Source organism: Erythrobacter sp. 'gip.4 top 5', from assembly GCF_056495765.1.
Window position 1 is genome coordinate 2,239,024 of the sequence record NZ_CP200270.1, and the last position, 21,013, is coordinate 2,260,036.

Here is a 21,013-nt window from a genome sequence, read left to right on the forward strand (position 1 = left end):
GCACCAGCGCCGCGCGCTTAATCTCCGATCAAAATCCGCTCGACCAATTCGCCCACGCTCGGCGTGTAACCGTTCGAATAGAACGGATCCTGCTTAAAGCGATACGCCGCGTGTCCTGCGAATGCGAGGTTGTTGTCAGGGTCATCACCGTGGGCAATATCCTGCAAGGTCTTCTGGATGCAGAAGCTGCGCGGATCGGCAAGGCGCCCGTTGGTGTAATCATCGTGGTCTTTCCAGCTGGAAAACGCACAATGGGACAGACAGCCCATGCATTCTTGCTGATCCTTGCGGATCGTATCGCGCGCATCGGGCGTCACGAAAACGATGGAATCGTCCGGGGTCTTGAGCGGCTCGGTGTGCCCTGCGCGCATCCACATCTCGGCCCGCACCTTGTCTTCGGGTTTGACCCAGAAATTGCGGGCCTTGCCGTCTTCGCCAAGCTGTACCGTGCCTTCCTCCGCGCCGCGTTTGAAGAACGGGATCTGACGTTCCGACCGATGCATCAGGTCATACAGAAACGGGGTTTTGACTGCGCTTGAATAAAAGCCGGTGGGCGAAAACTTGTGCAGCAAAACATCATCCGGCTCGACAGTGCGCAGCAGGTCTTTCCAGATCTGCGGGATCGGGCTTTCCTGCGTCAAAAGCGGCCGCGTGCCAAACTGGAAGGCAATGGTGCCCAGTTCCGGATTATCGATCCAATTGTTCCATTCACGCAAGGCCCACACCCCGCCCGCCATCACGATCGGAACGCTATCAGCAACCCCCTCGGCGCGCATCATGTCGCGCAGGGTTTTGACGCGCGGATAGGGGTCTTCCGGCTTGGTCGGGTCTTCGGCATTGGACAGGCCGTTGTGACCGCCAGCCAGCCACGGATCTTCATAGACCACAGCGGCCATCAAATCGGGCACCTTGTGATAGGACCGCTTCCACAGCGCGCGGAACGCCCGGCCTGAACTGACGATCGGCAAATAGCAGACATCAAAACGCGCCGCGATCTCGGCCAGCTTGTAAGGCATCCCGGCCCCGCAGGTCACGCCGGCAACCATGCCGCGGGTGTTTTCCAGCACGCCTTCGAGCACGGCCTGCGCCCCGCCCATTTCCCACAGCACATTGATGTTGATCGCGCCCTTGCCGTTCGCGATTTCATAGGCTTTTTTGACCTGCGTGGTGGCGCCGTCGATGGCGTAGCGGATCAGCTCCTGGTGGCGTTCTTCGCGGGTGCGGCCATGATAGACCTGCGGGATGGGATGACCATCCGCATCGTAGCTGTCGGCGTTGACAGCGCTTACGGTCCCAATCCCTCCCGCAGCGGCCCAAGCCCCTGAACTGGCGTGATTGCTCGCTGAAACACCCTTGCCGCCTTCGACCAGCGGCCAAACTTCACGTCCCGCATAAACGATCGGGCTCAATCCCTTGAACAATGAAAATCCCCTCTGCGCAAACCTCGCGCGTTTTTTCGTGTTTCGGACATAAGGTGGCTGACGGCGCGTCGCAACCTTACTGCTTTACGCTTCAGCTTGCATTGCAGACTTGGATAGCTTCGGGCGCGGTGCGTTTTTCTCCCCGCTGAAAGCGCGCAAAATAGCCCTGGATATCGGGACGCTCGGTGTATTCGACCAGGACATAGCCGATCGCCTCGAACTCACAGAACAGCAGCCTGTGCGGCAGGCCGTGGCGACCCACGGGTCTTTCGCTTTCAACCACGACAATCTGTCCATTGGCCGCCAGGGCGGGCCACATGTTCCACAAGAAGGCGTAGGGCTCAGTTACCTCATGATACATGTGGACCATCAAGATGCGGTCAAAACTGTCTGCCGGAAGCTGCGGATTGTCGTCCTCGCCAAACTTGATCGAGATGTTTTCAAGCCGCTCGCGTTCAACGCGGCGGCCCAGCCGGTCGAGCGCTTCACGACTGATATCCTGCGCCAAGACCCGCCCGTCCGCACCCACGCGTTCGGCAAGGCGGACCGTGTAGTAACCCTCGCCCGCGCCGATGTCGGCAACGGTCATTCCGGGTCGGATATCAGCGAGGTTCATCACGACCTGCGCTTCGTTGCGTTCGTCCCGCGCGTCCTCGTTGGAAAACTGCGTAGAAACGACTTTGGCCACCGGCCGGTCGGGCTTGGGGAAGACCGCACTGACCTGCCTGTTAGCGCCGAATGGCAAGAACCCATCGCACGCCGACAAAGTCAGGGCGGCTCCAACCGTTAAACCGGACAGGACCAAGCGGCGAAGCATAAAACCTAATCCACGTCCTCAATCTCGACCTTCTCACCCGTCACGCGCTGAGCCAGCGCGGCCGAGATGAAGGGATCGATCGCACCGTCAAGAACGGCATCGGGCGAGGTGGAAACAACGCCGGTGCGTAGGTCTTTGACCATTTGATAGGGCTGCAATACGTAGGAGCGGATCTGGTGGCCCCAGCCGATATCGCTCTTGGCGGAATGCTCCGCGCTGGCCGCTTCCTCACGCGACCGCATCTCGGCTTCGTACAGGCGCGCCTTCAGCATGTTCATCGCAATCTCGCGGTTCTTGTGCTGGCTGCGATCCTGCTGGCTGGCGACCACGATACCCGATGGCTGGTGGGTGATGCGGACGGCAGAATCTGTCGTGTTGACGTGCTGACCGCCCGCGCCCGAAGCACGGTAGGTGTCGATTTTCAGATCGGCAGGGTTGATATCGATTTCAAAGCTGTCGTCGATCACCGGAAAGACCCACACGCTCGAAAAGCTGGTGTGCCGCCGTGCCGAACTGTCATAGGGACTGATCCGCACGAGACGATGCACGCCGCTTTCTGTCTTGGCGTAGCCGTAGGCGCCTTCGCCCTTGATATGGAGCGTGGCAGACTTGATGCCTGCCTGGTCGCCGCCCTGGTACTCAACCGTTTCGACCTTGAAGCCGCGCCGTTCGGCCCAGCGGCCGTACATGCGAAACAGCATTTCGGCCCAATCCTGGCTTTCGGTCCCGCCCGCGCCGGCGTGGATTTCAAGGTAGGTATCATTGCCATCGGCCTCGCCTGAAAGCAGCGCCTGAACCTTGTCAGCATCAGCCCGGTCCGCAAGGCGCTCCAGCGTGCGCAGGCCATCATTGACGATGCTGTCCTCGCCTTCGGCCTCACCCATGTCGATGAATTCAATGGCGTCGGCCATTTCGGCGGCAATTTCGTTGACCGTGTTCACCGCCGTTTCGAGCGCCTTCTGTTCGCGGCTGATCGCCTGCGCCTGTTTGGGATTGTCCCACAGATTAGGGTCCTGCACGCGCGCGTTCAATTCATCGAGCCGGCGCAACGCACGATCCCAGTCGAGCGCCAGGCGTACAAGGCCTAGCGCTGCTTCGATCCGGTTGATGTAAGCCTGGCCCTCGGCCCGCATGATCGATCCTTCATCATAATGCTGACAAGGCCGCTCCGCTTAGCGTCGGCGGCGCAATTGTAAAGCAGCCTCGCAGCGGGCAAGTCGCACTACTTCTTCAACGCGCGAACCGCAGCAAGCGTCTTTTCGACGTGCCCGCGATAATCCGGGTTCGAATGCACCGCGACGATACTGCCGCTGGGCGCGATGACATAAGATGTGCGGCTGGCATAGGCCGACCCGCCGCCATCAACGTCATAGGCTGCCATGATCTTGGGGGAGGCAACGCCGACAGGGAAAGCATCCCGGCATTCTTCACGGCTGAAGCGCTTCAGGGTCGCGATGGTATCGTTCGACATGCCGATGATGCTCGCGCCAGCCGCTTTGAATTGCGGCGTCGCAGCGGCAAAGGCGTTGGCTTCCAATGTGCAGCCGCCGGTAAATGCCTTGGGATAAAAATACAGCACCACCGGCCCCTTTGCGAGCGCAGCCTTGAGCGAGAAGCTGAATTCTTTGCCCGCCAGCGCCGCCTGCGTCGAAAAGCCGGGCGCCTTGGCACGCTTTGGCAACTCGGCCGAAGCTGAACTGATCGTCATCGCGGCAGCGGCCATTACGGCAAAGCCAGCAAGCGGGGCGAGATAGGTGCGGGCGCGGTTCATGGATGGTCAACCACTCAAACCCGCCACCGGTTCCAAACCGGCCTAGTCAATCCCGTTACCCTCGATAAATGAGATGGTTTCGGGTTCAGGCACGTCAACAACGGCGCTCTCCGCGCTTTGCCGGCCTGCCCGCACCAAGGCGAGAATTTCGTTACGCTTAGCTGCAATCGCGTCCTGCCGCGTGAAGCGCTCTGGCTCGGTGTCTGGCTTAAAGGCTTCCCAGATAATCGCGGATTTCGGATCATCCGCTGGCCAGCCATCAAACACCCGCTTGCCCGAACGGCGGTCGATCCGCACCATCCGCACGCCTGCTGGCGCCACCGCCGGAAGATCGGACCACTTGGATTTGGTTTTTTCGATGAGGCTTTTGACAATGGGCGCGGCAATCGTGCCGCCATAGGCATAGCCCCCCATGTTGCGGGGCTGATCAAAGCCGACATAGGCGCCCGCGATCAACTGCTGGGTGCCGCCGATGAACCATACGTCCTTGGGGCCAGTGGTCGTCCCGGTCTTACCGAACAACGGCAAGTTCAGCGGGTTGAGCACAGTGGCCGTCCCGCGGCTGACGGCCCCGCGCAGCATATGCATCACCTGAAACGCAGTGCGGGCATCCATGGCTTGCGTGCCGCGCACACCAAAGCGCGGCATGGGTTGGCCATCCCACTTGGCCATGTTGCACCCGCGGCAATCGCGATTGTCGGCACGCCACAGCAACTTGCCCCGCCTATCCTGCACGTAATCAATCACCGTCGGCGGATTGAGCCGCCCATGATTGGCAAGCGCGCTGTAAGCCGCAACCATCTTTACCAGCGTCGTCTCGCCTGCACCCAGCGCGGTCGAAGGATAGGAGGGAAACTTGCCGATTCCGAGCTTTTCGATGCCCTTGACCACGTTGGACATGCCAGCGGTCATGCCGATCTGCACGGTCATGATATTTTGCGATTGTTCCAGCCCGTAACGCATCGGGAACTGCCCGCCCCGGCCCGTACCGCGGATGCATTTTTCACCCAGATTGGCGCCTTGGTAATAGCAAAAACGGTTGTTATCGACCTGCGTTGAAGGGGTCATGCCGCTGTCCAGCCCTGCGGCATAGACGAACGGCTTGATGGTCGAACCTGGCTGACGCATCGCCTGGGTTGCACGGTTAAAATCTGACAGGCGGTAATCAAACCCGCCCTGCATCGCCAGCACGCGTCCGGTCTGCGCGCTTTCGACCACCAATGCACCTTGTGCCTCGGGGATGGTGCGCACCTGCCAGCCACTGCCGGTAGGGCTGGCCGCGATCACGTCTCCCGCCTTTAAGGCATTGGGCAAGCCGCTGAGCGATGCTTCCTGACCGTCGGAGAAACCAATCTGCGCGGATGATCCACTCCGGCTTGTCACCACGCCGATGCGCCAGTCCTTATAATTGATACCCAGAGGCGAACTTTGTAGCTGGCTAGCCCAGTTACCTTCGCTGACGTCGAGCGTCGCCACGGGCCCTGCCCACGCCCGCCCGCCGTGATAGCGCAGCAGCCCTTCACGCAGCGCATCACGCGCTGCTGCCTGCATGTCGGGATCAAGCGACGTGCGCACCCACAAGCCGCCTGCATAGACCGAATTGGGGCTTGTTTCCGCCGTCTCACCAAACCGATCGATGAGCTCACGGCGCACTTCTTCAAGGAAATAGCCCGCATCGACACTGCGTTCGCTGCGCTGTGTGACAAGCCCGAGTGGCTGAGCGGCGGCGGCGCGGCGATCAGACCCGGTAATAAAACCGTTGGCCTCCATCTGACCGAGCACAAAATTGCGGCGACCAAGTGCCATGTCTTCCTGGCCTTTGCGGCCGTAGCGCTCTGGCGCCTTGGGCAGGATCGCGAGGAACGCCATCTCGTGCAATGCGAGATCGTGGACATCCTTGTCGTAATAGGCGCGCGCAGCGGCCTGCACGCCGAAAGACCGCCGCCCCAGAGGAATTTCGTTGAGATACAGCTCAAGGATTTCCTGCTTGGTCAGCACCTGTTCGATACGGCCAGCCAGGATCATTTCCTTGAGCTTGCGCGTCACCGAGTATTCATCGCCCAACAAAAGGTTTTTGGCGACCTGTTGCGTAATGGTGGATCCGCCCACGGCGCGCTCACCAGACCCGAACTTGCTGGCATAATCGAAAACGGCGTTGGCGGTGCCGAACACATCGACCCCGCCGTGGGTGAAAAATGTTTTGTCTTCGGCCGAAAGGTACGCGGCGATCAACTGCTCGGGAAAATCAGCATATTGCAACTGCACACGCCGTTCACGCGCGTATGAATGAACGATAGCCCCATCTATGCCGCGCACCACTGTGGGAAGCGGCGTTTCATAGACGAGCAATGTGTCCGCCTCAGGAAGGTCGCTTGCCAACCAAACGAACACTGAAATCCACAGCACGAGCGCCAAGCCGACAGCGGCGGCGATCAGCTTGAACAGTAGGCTCTGCCGCCAGCGGTCGCGGAACCACACGAAAGCGCCGCTGATGTCGCGGTTCACACGGTAGCGCAGGTAGGACCAGGTGGAAGCGGCGCCGGGTTCGGCTGCGGGCGAGGTGGTGGGCTCAGTCATGGACGCAAGGCGATTAGCACGCGAAGATTGAACAAGGCTAGCCGGTTTCCCATCCTATTCGCCGCTAGTGGTCGGCGCAGCGCGACGGGCGAAGTACACCTTGATGGCACGCGCAAGGACGGCAGCATACTGCGCCCTACCCTCTGCCGTAGTCAGGCGCGCACGATCCTTTAAATTGGTCACGAAGCCGCTTTCAAACAGGACCGAAGGCACATCGGGCGCCCGCAGCACTGCAAGCGCAGCGGCCCGTCTGGGCTGCGGCACAAATGCAAGCCGGTCCTCACCTTCCCGCAAAACCAGCCCCGCAAACGCCAACGCTTCTTCCTGCGTGCGCTGCTGCGACAACTCGACGAGGATCGCGCTCACGGCCTCGCTTTGTCCATCGATCGTCACGCCGTTCAGACGGTCTGCATCATTCTCCCGCGCAGCAAAGCGCGCCGCCGCCTCGCTCGATGCGGCGTCCGAAAGGGTGTAAATGCTCGCGCCGCTGACATCGGCCCGCTCACCGGCAGAATCGGCGTGGATTGAAATGAACAGGTCCGCTTCAAGCAGGCGGGCGATCTCAGGGCGGTAAGCGAGCGGTAGAATGCGGTCATCCGCCCGCGTCAGCGCCACCCTGATGCCGCCTTGCCGCAACAATTCGTCACGCAAAGCCAGCGCCAAGGCCAGCGTGATATCCTTTTCATTGACCTCGCGCCCTTCCGGGTCTGTGCCGATCGCCCCAGGATCGCGCCCGCCATGGCCTGCGTCGATCACGACCAGCGGACGCGAGAGATCGTCCGGCCCGGCAATCGGTGGAAGCGACAGCGGCGGCTGCGCTTCGGTCAAATCGAACCGCAGCACATAGCCACGCCCCCACTCCGGCACCGGCACCTTCACGCCCAGTGCCATCGCACCGCCCAAAAACGCGACGGGCACCAGAACCACGATCAGCAGAAGAGTGCGAAAGCTCATGATGATAAAGTGCTTAGGGTCTCGTTTGCCGCCAACGCAATAGAGTTGCGGGGTTTGCCCCACAGTGCTAGCGATAACGGCAGAAAGGTTGCATAAACACGCAGGTTGCGTACCGAATGCGCCATTCTCTCGCCGGGACCGATGCAATTTTCGCACCCGGCACAGTACAGGTTGATGCAGTGACGAGACGTTTTTCCCACTCGATGAGCACAATGCGCAGTCCGCGCGTGCGTGCCTTCGCGGGTCAAGACGCGGCACCTGGCCGCACGTTCCTTTCTGCAGACACGAGCTTCGCGCTGTGCGCCGCTGGCGGCCAATGCGCGATTTCCCCTTCCGGCATACCCTACTGGAACGCCGGTTCCCCACAATATACGCGCTCGCTTGACGTCCCTTTGCGGACGAGGACGGGCGCATGGAGACGATTTAATGGCAACGCGCATGCTTATCGATGCGCGCCACCCGGAAGAAACACGGGTGGCGGTTCTTCAAGGCAACCGGATTGAGGAATTCGATTTCGAATCTGCCGAACACAAGCAGATTAAAGGCAACATCTATCTTGCAAAGGTAACCCGGGTCGAACCGTCGCTTCAGGCGGCCTTTGTCGACTTTGGCGGCAATCGCCACGGCTTCCTCGCCTTCAGTGAGATCCACCCCGACTATTACCAGATCCCCAAGGCTGACCGCGACGCGCTGCTCGCCGAAGAGGCCGAAGCGGCTGAGGAAGAAGAGCGTCTTCGCTCAGAAGACGAGGATGAAGGCATTTCTCCCGGCGACGAATATGACGCCGATGATGACAGCGGTGAATCGCTCGCCGAAGATTTTGCTGAAAACGGCGTCGAAGAAGTCGACACGTCCGACAAAGACGATGTTTCCACCTTTGAAGGCGGTGCATCAGAGGACGACGACGCAGATGACGACGGCGATGACGATCAGAACGGTCAAGAAAACGCCGATGGGTCAGATCAAGACCGTGGCCGCGGTCGGCGTGGGCGCCGCCGTCAGGGCAGCAAGGGCGGAGACACCACCCCCAACAAGAACGGCCGCACACGCGCCAAGCAGGTTGATGAAGTGCGCGCCAAGCGCATGGCGCTGCGCCGCCGTTACAAAATCCAGGACGTTATCCAGCGCCGTCAAGTGCTGCTCGTCCAGGTTGTAAAGGAAGAACGCGGTAACAAGGGCGCAGCCCTGACCACCTATCTCAGCCTCGCTGGGCGTTACACCGTGCTGATGCCCAACAGCTCCAGCGGTGGCGGGATCAGCCGCAAGATCAGTTCAACCAGCGATCGCAAGCGTTTGAAGGACATGGTTTCCGATCTCAAGCTGCCACGCAGTATGGGCCTAATCGTGCGGACCGCGGGCATGAGCCGCACCAAGCCCGAGATCAAACGCGACTTCGATTATCTTGCCCGCGTGTGGGACGAAATTCGCGAAAATACTCTCGCCTCGGTCGCGCCTGCGCTGATCCATTCGGACAGCGACCTGATCAAGCGTGCCATCCGCGATATTTACAACAAGGAGATCGAGGAAGTCGTCGTTGAAGGCGAGGACGGCTACAAGTCGGCCAAGGCCTTCATGAAGATGCTGATGCCCAGCCATGCGCGCCGGGTGAAAGCCTATTCCGATCCTGTGCCGCTGTTCCAGCGCTACGGCGCGGAAGACCAACTTCGCGCCATGTATGATCCGATGGTCCAGCTGAAAAGCGGCGGCTATCTCATCATCAATCCGACCGAAGCGCTGGTATCGATCGATATCAACTCTGGCCGTTCCACCAAGGAACACGGGATCGAAGCGACCGCGCTGCACACGAACCTTGAAGCGGCAAAGGAAATCGCTCGCCAGTTGCGCTTGCGCGATATGGCGGGGCTGGTCGTGATCGACTTCATCGACATGGAATATTCGGGCAATGTCCGAAAAGTCGAAAAGGCGATGAAGGACGCGCTCAAGAATGACCGCGCACGCATTCAGGTGGGCCGCATCAGCTCGTTCGGGTTGATGGAAATGAGCCGCCAGCGCCTGCGCACCGGCGTGCTTGAAGCGACCACCCGTCCCTGCCCGCATTGTGACGGCACCGGCCTTGTCCGCACCGCATCGTCTGCTGGACTTTCGGCGCTGCGGCTGATCGAAGACGAAGCCGCGCGCGGCAAGGGTACGATTATCCGGCTATCCGCCAGCACCGAAGCGGCGATCTATCTGCTCAATGACAAGCGCGCCGATCTGGTCGAGATTGAACAGCGATACGGCGTTGTTGTCGAAGTCCTCCCCGAAGGCGAAGACGAAGGCGCGAAGATGAATGTGTCGAGTGCAGGCCCGCGGCCTGAGTTCGCGCCCAAGTTCGAGCCGATCATCGACGAGGATGAAGAGGAAGATCTGCCCGAGGAGGAGGAGGGCTCCGACGAGGAAGAGGCCGAGGAACGCGCGCCCCGCCAGCGCCGTGAACGCACGGAAACCGATGACGAGGCGGGCCGCAACAAGAAAAAGCGCCGCCGGCGTCGTGGCGGTCGCAATCGCAATCGCGGGGATCAGGACGACGGCTCCGAGGGCGAAAACGCCGAGGATGGCGACGACAATGATCGCGACAGCGACGGCAATGATGGCGAGGCCCAGAATGCCGATGGCAATGACGAAGGTGATGATGACAGCGCCAATGACAACGCCAGCGACAATGCCACTGACAGCGAAGGCCGCCCCAAGAAGCGCCGCCGTCGTGGTGGCCGTGGGCGCAAACGCCGCGATGGCACGGATGACAGCAATGATGGCGATGCAGACAGCGTAGCAGATGGCAGTGCTGACGATGCTGCCGCGGATGCCAAGGAGGTAGCCGACGCTGCCGCCGACGCAGACGTAACAGCAGAACCGGAAGCTGCTCCCGTGGTGTCCGAAGTGGTTGAAGCTGCGCCGGTCGAAAAGCCCAAGCGCGTGCGTGCACCGCGCAAGAAGAAGGAACCGACGCCGGTTGCTGAAGTGGCAACCGAACTCGCGCCGGAACTCGCTGCTGATGCCGCGGATGCCGCCCCGGCTGAACCTGAGCCACCGGTGGAAAAGCCCAAGCGTAAGCGCGCACCGCGCAAGGCAAAGGTCGCCGAGGCCAGCGAGTCCCTGTCGCATCAGGTCAAGGAAGACATGGCTGTGATCGCCGGACCGGACGATGTACCCAATACTGCCGAAGCAACAGCGGCCAAGGACGCTGTGGCTGACAAGGCACCTGCACCGACCGAAACGGCAACGCCCACGGACGGCGAAAAGCCGCGCCGGGGCTGGTGGCAGCGCACTTTCGGCGAATAATTAAACGCCGATCTAGCAGACATTCAAGGGGCGGAAGCGGGCAACCGTTTCCGCCCCTTGCTATGCGGGCTTGCGGGCGATGCCCCACTCCATCCAACCGGCGAAACGGGGAGCTTTGGGTGTGTAGCCCTCCCCCAGGGGTTCGACCGTAAAGCCCGCGCCATCAAGCGCACTGGCGATGGGCCGGGTGAGGTGACACCCGCCAGCAAGCCGTTTCCAGACAGGTTCAATCCGGTCCTGCCATTGGCGCACCGTACTGTCTGGTGCACGGCCATGTTCGAGAAACAGCACCTGTCCGCCGGGGCGCAGGATACGGCGCAGTTCACGCATGACCTGCGCGGGGTCACTCACCGAACACAGCGTAAAAGTGCAGACCACGCAATCGAAACTGGCATCGTCAAAGGGGATCGCTTCGCCCTGCCCTTGCCTGAGGTCCGCCAACCAGCCCTTGTGGCGCGCCGCGGTTCTTGCGCCCTCCAGCAGGCCCTCATGCGGGTCGATCCCCGCGTAAGATGAGATGGCGCCTGCGTTGTAGAATGCGTGATTGATCCCGCCCCCGCAGCCCAATTCGAACACGTCGCCCCGGGCCAGCGGGACAACAGCCGCGCGGCGTTTCATCACCTGCCCCTGACTGCAGGCACAGGTAATCAGGCGCGGCATGATCGTGGCCTCGTACCAGCGTGCAATGCCCATGTGCTCGCGCCTCCCTCCCCTCCAGCTTAGCGGCAAGCGCAGAGAAGAAAAGCGACGCGAAACCCGATCAGGCGGGAATTTCTTGTTCGCGAAAATCGAACACCTTGCCCGATTGCTCCGGTGTCAGGGACGCCATAACGCTCAGCAGATTGTTGGCGGCATCCTGCGGCGCGGTCAGCTGCCCCTCGGCAAGGCCTGACTGAAAGGGCTGCGATAACGCGCTATCAACCGTGCCGGGATGCAAGCCGGCGATCACACTTTCGGGATGGGTGCGGCTCATCTCAAGCGCGAAATTGCGTAGCAACATGTTGAGCGCCGCCTTGCTGGCCCGGTAGGAATGCCATCCGCCGAGCCGATTGTCAGAAATTGACCCGACCCGGGCGCTAAGGGCGGCAAACTTAAACGGTCGGCTTCGCGGCATGATGCCCAGCATATGCTTCGCAATCAGGGCCGGGCCGATGGTGTTGAGCGCCAGCACCTCAGCCATCGTGGCAGGATCAAGCCGCTTGAAGGTTCGCTCCGGCCCTGCCCCCTCTTCCAGGGTCAGAACACCCGTTGCCACGATCACCCACGCGGGCGGATCATCGCGCATGGCGGCAGCGGCGGCGGCGATGCTGGTTTCGTTTTTGAGATCGAAGGCAAACGGGCGAACGCCCGCAGCGTCGGGCGCATGCCCGCTGCGTGATCCGGCTTGGATAATCTGCGTGCCGCCCGCAGCCAGGGCCTCGCACAAAGCACGCCCAATGCCCCCGCTCGCTCCGAAGACGGCGGCGACGCGCGGGAACTGAGCCGGATTATCCGATATGTGTGTTGCATCTGTCATCATGGTTCCAAGCGTTTTGCGCGCCGCATGGTTCCGGCACGTGACGCGCGATCAACCCTTGTGCGAAAGCGCGCAACAGCCCCCGCTTGCACCGCAGGACAATGACGCTAGATAGGTCCCAACACCAAACGGGATCATTCCATGGCGACCTTCACTCTTCCCAAGAATTCCAAGATCAATGCCAAAGGCAAGGTCCACACAGTTGCCAAGGATGCAGGCGGCGGCCGGGTAAAGGCGTTCAAGGTCTATCGCTACGATCCCGATTCCGGCCAGAACCCGCGTTATGACAAATTCGAGATCAACCTTGATGAATGCGGGCCGATGGTTCTGGACGCGCTGTTCAAGATCAAGAACGAAGTTGACCCCACTCTGACCTTCCGTCGCTCGTGCCGCGAAGGCATTTGCGGGTCGTGCGCCATGAACATCAATGGCAAGAACGGTCTCGCCTGCACCACGGCGATGGAGGATCTGAAGGGCGAAATTCGCATCACCCCGCTGCCGCACATGGACGTGATCAAAGATCTTGTGCCGGACTTCACGCATTTCTACGCGCAATATGCGTCAATCCGTCCGTGGCTTCAGACTGTCACGCCGACGCCTTCGGGCAAGGAGCGGCTGCAATCGCCCGAACAGCGCGAACAGCTCGATGGCCTGTACGAGTGCATCCTGTGCGCCTGCTGCTCGACCTCCTGCCCGTCGTACTGGTGGAACAGCGACAAGTTCCTTGGCCCGGCGATCCTGTTGCAGGCTTACCGTTGGCTGGCGGACAGCCGTGACGAGATGACCGGTGAGCGTCTGGACGATCTGGAAGATCCCTTCCGCCTGTACCGTTGCCACACCATCATGAACTGCGCCAACGTGTGCCCCAAGGGTCTCAGCCCGGCCAAGGCGATTGCCGAAACCAAGAAGATGATGGCCGAACGTGCCATCTAAGTATTGGGCGTTCTGATCCGGTGAGCTTGAAAGACGACGTTTTTGATCACGGACCAGATCCGGACAATCCCGGCTGGAACCACTGGAATCTGAAAGACCCCACGCTGTTCAACGGCGCGGTGATGGGCAGGCTCATCACCCGCGTCGATCCTGACGGTAAGGCCCGGCTGCGGATGTTTCCCCAGCGGCGGCATGAAAACCTGCAAGGCATTATCCACGGCGCGGTGACCCTGTCATTGATCGACATTTCTTTGTTCACCACCATGCATACGCTGGGAACGGGCGATGCCGGGCCTTCCGTAACGCTGGAGCTTTCGACGCAGTTCGTGGGCGGGGGCGATACCACATTGCCCTTGGATGCCGTTACCGAAATCGTGCGGGAAACCGGCAAGCTGGTATTTGTGCGCGGGATGGTGGAGCAGGCGAGCAACGTGGTCGCCAGCTATTCGGGCATCGTGCGCAAGATGCAGCCGCGCGGCTGACGCAAGCCCCTGATGTCCAGTCTCCTCGACCGTTATGACGCGCTGATCGCCAGCGCAGAGCTGCGCGCCGACCCCGATCAGCGCGCTGCGGTGGAGAAGCTCGCGGCGCTCCAGACTGAGCTCGAAGTTGATGCACCATCGGGCGGGTTGCTGGGAAAACTGTTTGGGAAAAAGCTGCCGACACCGCGTGGCTTGTATATCTGGGGCGGAGTCGGGCGCGGCAAGTCGATGCTGATGGATCTGTTCCACGAAACGCTCGGCATAGCGGCCAAACGCCGTGTCCATTTTCACGCCTTCATGCTCGATATCGACCGCCGCATTGCCGCGGCCCGCAAGGCGCACGTACCGGACCCGCTGATTGCCGTGGCCCATCAGCTTGCCGACGAGGTGCGCTGCCTCGCGTTTGACGAGATGGTGGTCAACAACACTGCGGACGCCGCGATCATGGGGCGGTTCTTTGCCGCGCTGATGGAAGCCGGCACGGTGATCGTCACCACCAGCAACCGGCCCCCGTCCGATCTCTACAAGGACGGTCTCAACCGTTCGCTGTTCCTGCCTTTCATCGCATTGGTGACGCGCGAAATGGACGTGGTGTCGCTGAACGGCCCGACCGATTACCGGCTTGACCGCATCGGCGATCTGGCGACGTGGCATGCACCGTTCGGCGACGCTGCGACGGCGCAGGTGCGCGAGGCGTTCTTCCGCCTGACCGACTTCGAACCGGAGGATGCTGCCCATGTGCCCAGCGGCGCGCTCGATCTGGGCGGAGGCCGCAGCCTGCATGTCCCCAAATGCCTGAAAGGTGTGGGCGTGTTCAGTTTCATGAAGCTGTGCGCCGAAAACCGCGGAGCGGCGGATTACCTCGCCATCGCGCAGGCGTTCCACACCGTGATCCTCGTCGGCATCCCGAAGATGGGACCGGAGAACCGCAACGAGGCGATCCGCTTCACCAAGCTGATCGACGCGCTTTACGAACACCGCGTGAAGCTGTTTGTCACTGCGGCGGCCGTGCCGGAAGAGTTGTACCAATCGGGCGAAGGGACGTTCGAGTTCGAACGGACGGTCAGCCGTCTCAATGAAATGCAGAGCGCCGAATACATGGCACAGGGCCACGGCACGGAAGGCTAGGCACTCGGCCCGAGCTGGGTGAGCGATTTTTCCAGCATCAGCAATTGCCACAGGGTGCGCGAATGATCCGCGCGGCCCGCAATATGGGCCTCGGCCATAGTGCTGATCGCTTTCTGGTCGAAGAACCCGGTCTGCGCCAGTCCGCCACTTGTGCCAATCCCCCGAGCCGCGCCCGCAAGCGGCCCGCGCAACCATTCGGCAATCGGGGTCACGAAACCCTGCTTGGGCCGGTAAAGAATATCATGCGGCAGATAGCGTTCGAGCGACTTTTTGAGCAGATATTTGCCCGTACGGCCCTTTACCCGCATCGCTTCAGGCAACCGTGCAGCAAACTCCACCAGACGGTGATCGAGCAGCGGTTCACGCGCTTCGAGGCTGACCGCCATGCTGGTGCGGTCCACCTTGGTGAGGATGTCACCGGGCATCCAGAACGCAAGGTCGGCATATTGTGCGCGGTCGAGCCCCGAACGGCCCGGTGCGGCGCGCATCAGTGCGATCAGTTCATCCTCGCCCCGGAAGCCTTCGAGGCTGGCCGTGAAAGCGTCGGAGTAGAGCGCCCGGCGGGCATCGGGGAGCGTTACGGAAAGGCCACGCGCATACCCTTCCTCGCCGCTTTCCGCGAGCGCGAGCAAGGTCGATTTGGCGCGCAGCGGGCGCGGCGCCCAGTCAGCCTTGGGCCAGGCGCGGCCCAATGCGCCAAACAGCGGGGCGCGAAAGCCTGCGGGCAGAACGGAGCGTGCCCGTTCCTCGTGATGGTGAAACACTTGCCGCCGATATCCGCCGAAAGCCTCGTCCGCGCCATCACCCGAAAGCGCGACGGTCACCCGCTCGCGCGCAAGCTGGCACACGCGCCAGGTTGGCAGCGCCGAAGCGTCAGCAAAGGGCTCATCAAACATCGCCGCCAGGCTGTCGATCGCGCCAAAATCATCGGTCGCCACAATCCGCTCGGCATGATCCGCGCCGAACTTGGCGGCGACTTGACGGGCGTAACTGGTTTCGTCGTAGGCGGCGACATCGAAGCCGATCGAGCATGTCTGCACCGGCGCAGCGCTCGCCTCGCTCATCAGCGCGACGACGCCTGAACTGTCCACGCCGCCCGATAGAAACGCGCCTAATGGCACGTCCGACACCATGCGTGACCGCACGCCTTCGCGCAGCAGGTGGATGAGTTGCGCTGACAGGTCTGCCTCGCTCCCGCGCTCGCGCTGTGTGAAGTCAATGTCCCACCAGCGCTGCGGACGACCCGGCGCCTTGCCCTGCTCCAGCAGCCAGAAATGGCCCGCAGGCAGCTTTTCAACGCCCGCGAGGATCGAATGGGTATCGGGCACGTAGCCCCAGGTCATGTAAGCCTCGATGGCCTGCGGGTTCACGCGACGGCGCAGCAGCGGATGGGAGAGCAGGCCTTTCAGTTCCGAAGCGAAGGCGATACTGCCGTCAGACAGTGCGGCATGGAACAGGGGCTTTACCCCGAAACGGTCGCGGGCCAGAAACAGTTGCCGCTTATCCCGGTCAAACAGCGCGAAGGCGAACATCCCGTCGAACCGCTTGAGGCAATCCGGCCCCCAGCGCTGCCACTCGGCCAGGATCACTTCGGTATCGCCCGACGTGCGGAAGGTGAAGCCTGACTGCTCCAGATCCCGGCGCAATTCACGGAAATTGTAGATCTCGCCGTTGAAGACGATCACGGCGCGGTTATCGGCCGAATGCATCGGCTGGGGCGATCCGGCAACGTCGATGATCGACAAGCGGCGATGGCCGAGGCCTACGCCCTGATCGGTCCACACCCCTGCCCCGTCCGGCCCACGGTGGGCCAGCGCGTCGCACATCCGCTCAACCCGTAACGGATCGACCGGCTTTGGTGTTTCGGCATGAAATATCCCGGCAATCCCGCACATGGTCTTGCCGCCTAGAGCAGCGCGGTCAGCGCGGCAATTGCCGCAAGCGCAATGATCGCGAGCGCCGCTGTTGCGGGCGCGACGCGGAACCGTTCGGCGCGGGTGACCAAAGACCAACCGGCGATTGTCTCGGCGCGCCAGCCATAGACCTCTGGTTCGCGTTCAAAAAACCGCCATGCGGCGCCCAGCAGTGCCGCGACGATAAGGGCAAAGAAAATCCAGCCATAGACGATATGGTCAAAGCCCGTTGCCCGCTCTGCCCCGATAAATTGCGCGACATAGATCGTCGCCCAGGCCCTCACCCCATTGGCGAGGATCGGGACGATGATACAGGCCGCAAGGAGGGCCACACGGCGGCGCCAGCGTTCAAACCGGGTGAAGCACACCAGCACCGCCAGTGTCACCATCGCGATCAGGAACTTCACGCCAGAACACGCCTCGGCAACGATGAACAGGCCCGCCGGCGTGTCGATATAAATCCCCTCGATCTGCGCCGGGACACCGCTTGCGTGCGTGAGCGTGATCGCGATGGCCGCGGTGATCGCTTGCAGGGGAGGAATGATCTCGTCGCCGAACGGAACCAGAAAGCTGGTATAGGCGAGCGGCAACGCCAGAAGCAGGCTGACGCGTAAGCCCAGCACAGTGACGACCGCCGCCTGCAGCGCGCCAACGGCCCCTGCCTGCGCCAGCAGATTGATGTCCGTCGCCTCGCCCGCGCTCCAAATGCCAAGCCCTACAGCGACCAACCCAAGGCCGGGCCAAAAGGCCTGCGGGGTCATCGCGGCCAGTTCATCCTCTTTCAGCGCCACCAGCCAGATGGCGATGAAGGGGACAAGCAGCAGGTGGTTATAGGTGTCGATATTCCACCACTGGTGGAACATCGCGCCCCAGCTTTGCGCCGTAACCGCGATAAGCGCCATGGCTGCCACTGCAAGCGCGCCAAGCGGTGCGCGCCATGCGGCAGGGATGCGCGATGCGCTTGCCGGAGCGGGCAGAGTTACCGTGTCAGGCGGCATGGCGGTGGCTTTCTGTGCGGTTGGCCAAAAGGCCTGCAAGCGGCGCGAGCATTGCTTCCCAGCCATGATGTTCAAGCACGAAGGCGCGCGCATTGGCACCAATGCGGGTGGGGGTCTCAGGACAGCCAAGCAAATCCGCAATGCGGGCCGACATGGCATCGGGATCGGGCGGGCAGATAAGCCATTCGGCGCCATCGCGGGCGGCGATGCCGGTTGCGGCCTCTGGCGTCAGCACCACGGGCTTGGCCATCGCCATCGCTTCGAGCACCTTGTTCTGGACCCCGCGCGCGATCAGCAGGGGCGCGAGAACGGCATCGGCAGCGGCGATGAAGGGGCGCACGTCGGGCACTTCGCCCCAGATCCGGACGCCCGGCGTGCCATGATACGCCATCAGCCGGGCGGTGGGATTGCGACCGACCACATGGAAGACCGCCTGCGGGAAGCGGGCGCGAAAGGATGGTAGCAGCGCCGCGATTATCCACAGCGCGGCCTGTTCATTGGGACGATAATCCATCTGCCCAGTAAAGGTGAAATGCGGCCCCGGCAGGCCGGCCATCACCGGATCGGGCGTCGTGGCCGCAGGATCGAAGAACGCTGCGTTAATACCGTTGCCGATCACCTGCACATTGACCTTGTCCGGCGCCGTCAGACGGCTGCGATACAGCGCCGCTTCGGCTTCAGAAATCAGGATCGTCGCATCGGCGCGTGTGCCGAGCCGCTCTTCCTCTACCGCCAGCAGTCGTGCCTCGCGCGCGTTGAGCCAGACCCGCTCGCCCGCGGCGGCGTAGCTGGCAAACTTGGCGCTATCGACATCGCACAGGTCGATAACGACGCGGCCCGCGAAATCATCGGGCACATATTGCCCCATCTGGCCCGAAAACACGACGATGGCCGTGATGTTGCGCGTTGCAATGGTTTGCCGCACCCAATCGGCCAGCTTGCCGGAATGAAACGCAGTCACGCTGACCGGCTTTCCCGTCAGCACCGCTTCGATCCCGGCGAGCGGCAGAGGCTTGGTGCGCTGGGCGATGCAGTGTGATGACGCTAACGCTGCCAAAGCGTCCTCACCCACATTTGCACCCGCACCAGACCCTTCGGCAAAGCACCCGACATGCACAGGCGCGAGGCCCGCGAGCGCCTTCAGCAGGTTGTGCGAGCGGATCCGGTCGCCGCGATCCGGCGGGAACGGCACCCGGTGGGCAAGGAACAGGATGTCGCCCATCACGCCAGCCCGCGCGCGATCCACGGCCCCAGTGTATTCGCGATGGGCAGCGGCAGCCTCTTCCACAGATCGATCTTGCGGGAATAGCTGGCGTCGGTCGGGTCGATATTGCGCGGCGGCCGGCCCGGCGCGGTCCATGCGCCATAGGTCAGGGGCAGCGGATCAAAGCCCCAATTCTTCTTGAACGCAAATGGCCCGCTGCCGGTTTTGGAGCGTCCGAAATCAAAGCGCTGCACTCCCTGGCGCCGTGCATGAAGCATCAGTTCGTAGTACATCACGTCATTGGCGCGGGCAGCGCGAGCGGCGAACGCGCCCCCGCCCCAGAACGGCAGCACCGCCCCCTCGTGATAGAAGCTCAGCACACTCGCGAGCGGCGTATCGCTCTGCCAGACGGTCAGAATATCGCTGTTATCAGGAAAGGCTGTCAACATTGCGGTGAACAGGCGTTTGGGGAACACCGGCGTGCCAAGGTTGCGCACGCTTTGGCTGTAACAGGTGTAATGCGCGCTAACATCACTGGCGCCGCGGCCAATTGTCACCCGGTGACCGAAACCCAGCCCTTTGCGCACCTCGGCGCGGGCTTTGCGCGGGATCGCCAGCAATTCGGCGTTATCATCGGCGGCGAGCAGGCGTTCAAAGCCGCAATGCTTATCGCTCCACTGTTCCCAACCTTGCGGGATCGTTCCCCCGCGAAGTTCGATGCCGAAAAAACCGCCGCGCACCGCGTGGTCCTGCGCCGCGTCGGCCAGTGCCTCGGCAGCTTCGGCGCTATCAGCAATGATCCCGCCGCCGACGCCGAAGCCGCTGGACACCAAGGCCTTGCCGAACAGGGGCGAACGCACTTCGGTCAGCGGCAACCAGCCCGTCACCACGCCCAAACGCTCGGCCACCAGCCCGCCGGCGCGTTGGCCAGTGCCAGCTTCGATACCCTGTAACCAAGCCGGACGGTGGAACAGGCTTGCGCCGACATCGGCAACAAAGCCCTCGATCCGGCGCACCTCCAGTGGATCGCGCAGGTCGGCGGCGCGCACACGTGTCCCGGCCTTCACCGGCGCGTTCATGCCGCAATATCCGCCGCCGACGGGCCGGCGGCGGGCAGGTACAGATCTTCGGCCCGTGCCGCTTCGCGGTGGGCGACCAGATCCATCCGGCCCCAGCGGAAATCCTGCACCAGTCCGCGCAGCTTATCGGCCATGCGCGCCAGCCCGGTGTAATGCCGGAAGCGCGAGCGCAGCGGCGCGTGGCCGACGCGCGGTTGCTGCGGATCAACTTCCCACGGATGGAAATAGAACACTGCCGGGCGGCCTTCGGCGCGGTTCACCTGCCGGATGGCCCAGCGTGAAAAACCATAGGGCAGCACCCGGAAGAACCCGCCTCCGCCCGCCGCCACGCGCCGCCCGCCAAGGATCGCAGTGGTCACCGGCAGCTCGATCAGCGGCGACCACGGCAGCGGCTTGAAGGCAAAGCGCGGCGCTTCGGGCCAGCCATAATGGTCATGCGCGACCGGCGCGACGCTGGAGGAATAGACATAGCCCTGCTCGGCCAATTCAGCGAAGGCCCAAGGCGTGCGGCTGTCGATCGAAAAGCTGGGCGCGCGATAGCCGGTGACCGCATGGCCCGAACAATCCTCAATGATGGCGCGGGCCTTGCGGATATCGTCTGCGAACTCCTTGCGGCTGAAGGTGAACACCCGCGCATGGTCGTAACCGTGGCTGGCCAGTTCATGCCCGGCGTCCGCAATACGGCGGATCATCTCCGGATGGCGCTGCGCCACCCAGCCCAGCGTGAAAAAGGTCGCGGTGACATCGGCCTCGGCGAAGAGGTCGATCACGCGGTAGACATTGTCCTCCACGCGGGTCTTGATGCTGTCCCACTCGCCGCGCGCGATCACGTTCTCGAAGGCGCCGACCTGGAACCAGTCCTCGACATCGACCGACAGGCCGTTGACAATACAGGGCGCCGCGCCTGCGGGCTGATAGGGAAAAGAACCGTTCATGAT

Annotated in this window: 17 protein-coding genes; 4 read left to right on the forward strand and 13 right to left on the reverse strand. The window is 62.3% G+C overall.

Annotation, left to right across the window (positions count from 1 at the left end; all coding sequences use genetic code 11):
* Positions 1 to 17 precede the first annotated feature (17 nt).
* The 6 genes from ACRANW_RS10825 to ACRANW_RS10850 form a co-directional block, all read right to left on the reverse strand.
* Positions 18 to 1,421 carry an NAD(P)H-dependent flavin oxidoreductase gene (locus ACRANW_RS10825; protein WP_479431796.1) on the reverse strand — a complete coding sequence of 468 codons (1,404 nt, stop codon included), beginning with the start codon at positions 1,419 to 1,421 and terminating at the stop codon, positions 18 to 20.
* 91 nt (positions 1,422 to 1,512) lie between these two features.
* Positions 1,513 to 2,238: a class I SAM-dependent methyltransferase gene (locus ACRANW_RS10830; protein ID WP_479431797.1), complete on the reverse strand. Its 726-nt coding sequence runs from the start codon at positions 2,236 to 2,238 to the stop codon at positions 1,513 to 1,515.
* A 5-nt stretch (positions 2,239 to 2,243) separates the two neighbouring features.
* Positions 2,244 to 3,371: a peptide chain release factor 2 gene (gene prfB / locus ACRANW_RS10835; protein WP_479431798.1), complete on the reverse strand. Its 1,128-nt coding sequence runs from the start codon at positions 3,369 to 3,371 to the stop codon at positions 2,244 to 2,246.
* 89 nt (positions 3,372 to 3,460) lie between these two features.
* Positions 3,461 to 4,009, reverse strand: coding sequence for a peroxiredoxin (locus ACRANW_RS10840; protein ID WP_479431799.1), 549 nt, complete (start codon positions 4,007 to 4,009; stop codon positions 3,461 to 3,463).
* A gap of 42 nt (positions 4,010 to 4,051) precedes the next feature.
* Entirely contained in the window at positions 4,052 to 6,586 is a 2,535-nt protein-coding gene (locus ACRANW_RS10845) for a penicillin-binding protein 1A (RefSeq protein WP_479431800.1), read from the reverse strand.
* A 54-nt stretch (positions 6,587 to 6,640) separates the two neighbouring features.
* On the reverse strand, positions 6,641 to 7,540 hold the full coding sequence (locus ACRANW_RS10850; protein WP_479431801.1) for an N-acetylmuramoyl-L-alanine amidase family protein: 900 nt from the start codon (positions 7,538 to 7,540) through the stop codon (positions 6,641 to 6,643).
* 426 nt (positions 7,541 to 7,966) lie between these two features.
* Here ACRANW_RS10850 and ACRANW_RS10855 point away from each other — a divergent pair, with 426 nt between their 5' ends.
* A complete protein-coding gene (locus ACRANW_RS10855) occupies positions 7,967 to 10,822 on the forward strand; it encodes an Rne/Rng family ribonuclease (protein ID WP_479431802.1) in 2,856 nt (951 codons plus the stop codon).
* A gap of 60 nt (positions 10,823 to 10,882) precedes the next feature.
* Here the strand turns inward: ACRANW_RS10855 and ACRANW_RS10860 are convergent, their stop codons facing one another.
* Together ACRANW_RS10860 and ACRANW_RS10865 are read right to left on the reverse strand one after the other, a co-directional pair.
* A complete protein-coding gene (locus ACRANW_RS10860) occupies positions 10,883 to 11,515 on the reverse strand; it encodes a class I SAM-dependent methyltransferase (protein WP_479431803.1) in 633 nt (210 codons plus the stop codon).
* A gap of 67 nt (positions 11,516 to 11,582) precedes the next feature.
* Positions 11,583 to 12,338, reverse strand: a complete 756-nt coding sequence (locus ACRANW_RS10865) for an SDR family NAD(P)-dependent oxidoreductase (protein WP_479433925.1) — start codon at positions 12,336 to 12,338, stop codon at positions 11,583 to 11,585.
* Positions 12,339 to 12,479: 141 nt separating this feature from the next.
* On the opposite strand from ACRANW_RS10865, the gene ACRANW_RS10870 reads away from it, so the two are divergent.
* Genes ACRANW_RS10870 through zapE form a run of 3 tightly spaced genes read left to right on the forward strand, consistent with a single transcriptional unit; the run spans position 12,480 to position 14,881 of the window.
* A complete protein-coding gene (locus ACRANW_RS10870) occupies positions 12,480 to 13,271 on the forward strand; it encodes a succinate dehydrogenase iron-sulfur subunit (protein ID WP_479431804.1) in 792 nt (263 codons plus the stop codon).
* Positions 13,272 to 13,291: 20 nt separating this feature from the next.
* Positions 13,292 to 13,753: a PaaI family thioesterase gene (locus ACRANW_RS10875; RefSeq protein WP_479431805.1), complete on the forward strand. Its 462-nt coding sequence runs from the start codon at positions 13,292 to 13,294 to the stop codon at positions 13,751 to 13,753.
* A 12-nt stretch (positions 13,754 to 13,765) separates the two neighbouring features.
* A complete protein-coding gene (gene zapE / locus ACRANW_RS10880) occupies positions 13,766 to 14,881 on the forward strand; it encodes a cell division protein ZapE (RefSeq protein WP_479431806.1) in 1,116 nt (371 codons plus the stop codon).
* Here zapE and ACRANW_RS10885 read toward each other — a convergent pair.
* The 5 genes from ACRANW_RS10885 to ACRANW_RS10905 are packed head-to-tail and all read right to left on the reverse strand — an operon-like array spanning position 14,878 to position 21,010.
* Positions 14,878 to 16,776 (reverse strand): XrtA/PEP-CTERM system amidotransferase, encoded by a 1,899-nt coding sequence (locus tag ACRANW_RS10885; protein WP_479431807.1) that lies wholly within the window; start codon positions 16,774 to 16,776, stop codon positions 14,878 to 14,880. The two genes, zapE and ACRANW_RS10885, sit on opposite strands and share 4 nt — an antisense overlap.
* 11 nt (positions 16,777 to 16,787) lie before the next feature.
* The gene (xrtA, locus tag ACRANW_RS10890) at positions 16,788 to 17,792 is read right to left on the reverse strand and encodes an exosortase A (protein ID WP_479431808.1); all 1,005 of its coding nucleotides are present in this window, start codon (positions 17,790 to 17,792) and stop codon (positions 16,788 to 16,790) included.
* The gene (locus tag ACRANW_RS10895) at positions 17,782 to 19,080 is read right to left on the reverse strand and encodes a TIGR03087 family PEP-CTERM/XrtA system glycosyltransferase (protein WP_479431809.1); all 1,299 of its coding nucleotides are present in this window, start codon (positions 19,078 to 19,080) and stop codon (positions 17,782 to 17,784) included. The genes xrtA and ACRANW_RS10895 overlap by 11 nt, the downstream gene beginning before the upstream one ends.
* Positions 19,014 to 20,075 carry a FemAB family XrtA/PEP-CTERM system-associated protein gene (locus ACRANW_RS10900; protein ID WP_479431810.1) on the reverse strand — a complete coding sequence of 354 codons (1,062 nt, stop codon included), beginning with the start codon at positions 20,073 to 20,075 and terminating at the stop codon, positions 19,014 to 19,016. The genes ACRANW_RS10895 and ACRANW_RS10900 overlap by 67 nt, the downstream gene beginning before the upstream one ends.
* Positions 20,072 to 21,010 carry an XrtA system polysaccharide deacetylase gene (locus tag ACRANW_RS10905; RefSeq protein WP_479431811.1) on the reverse strand — a complete coding sequence of 313 codons (939 nt, stop codon included), beginning with the start codon at positions 21,008 to 21,010 and terminating at the stop codon, positions 20,072 to 20,074. The genes ACRANW_RS10900 and ACRANW_RS10905 overlap by 4 nt, the downstream gene beginning before the upstream one ends.
* Between the last annotated feature and the right edge of the window lie 3 nt (positions 21,011 to 21,013).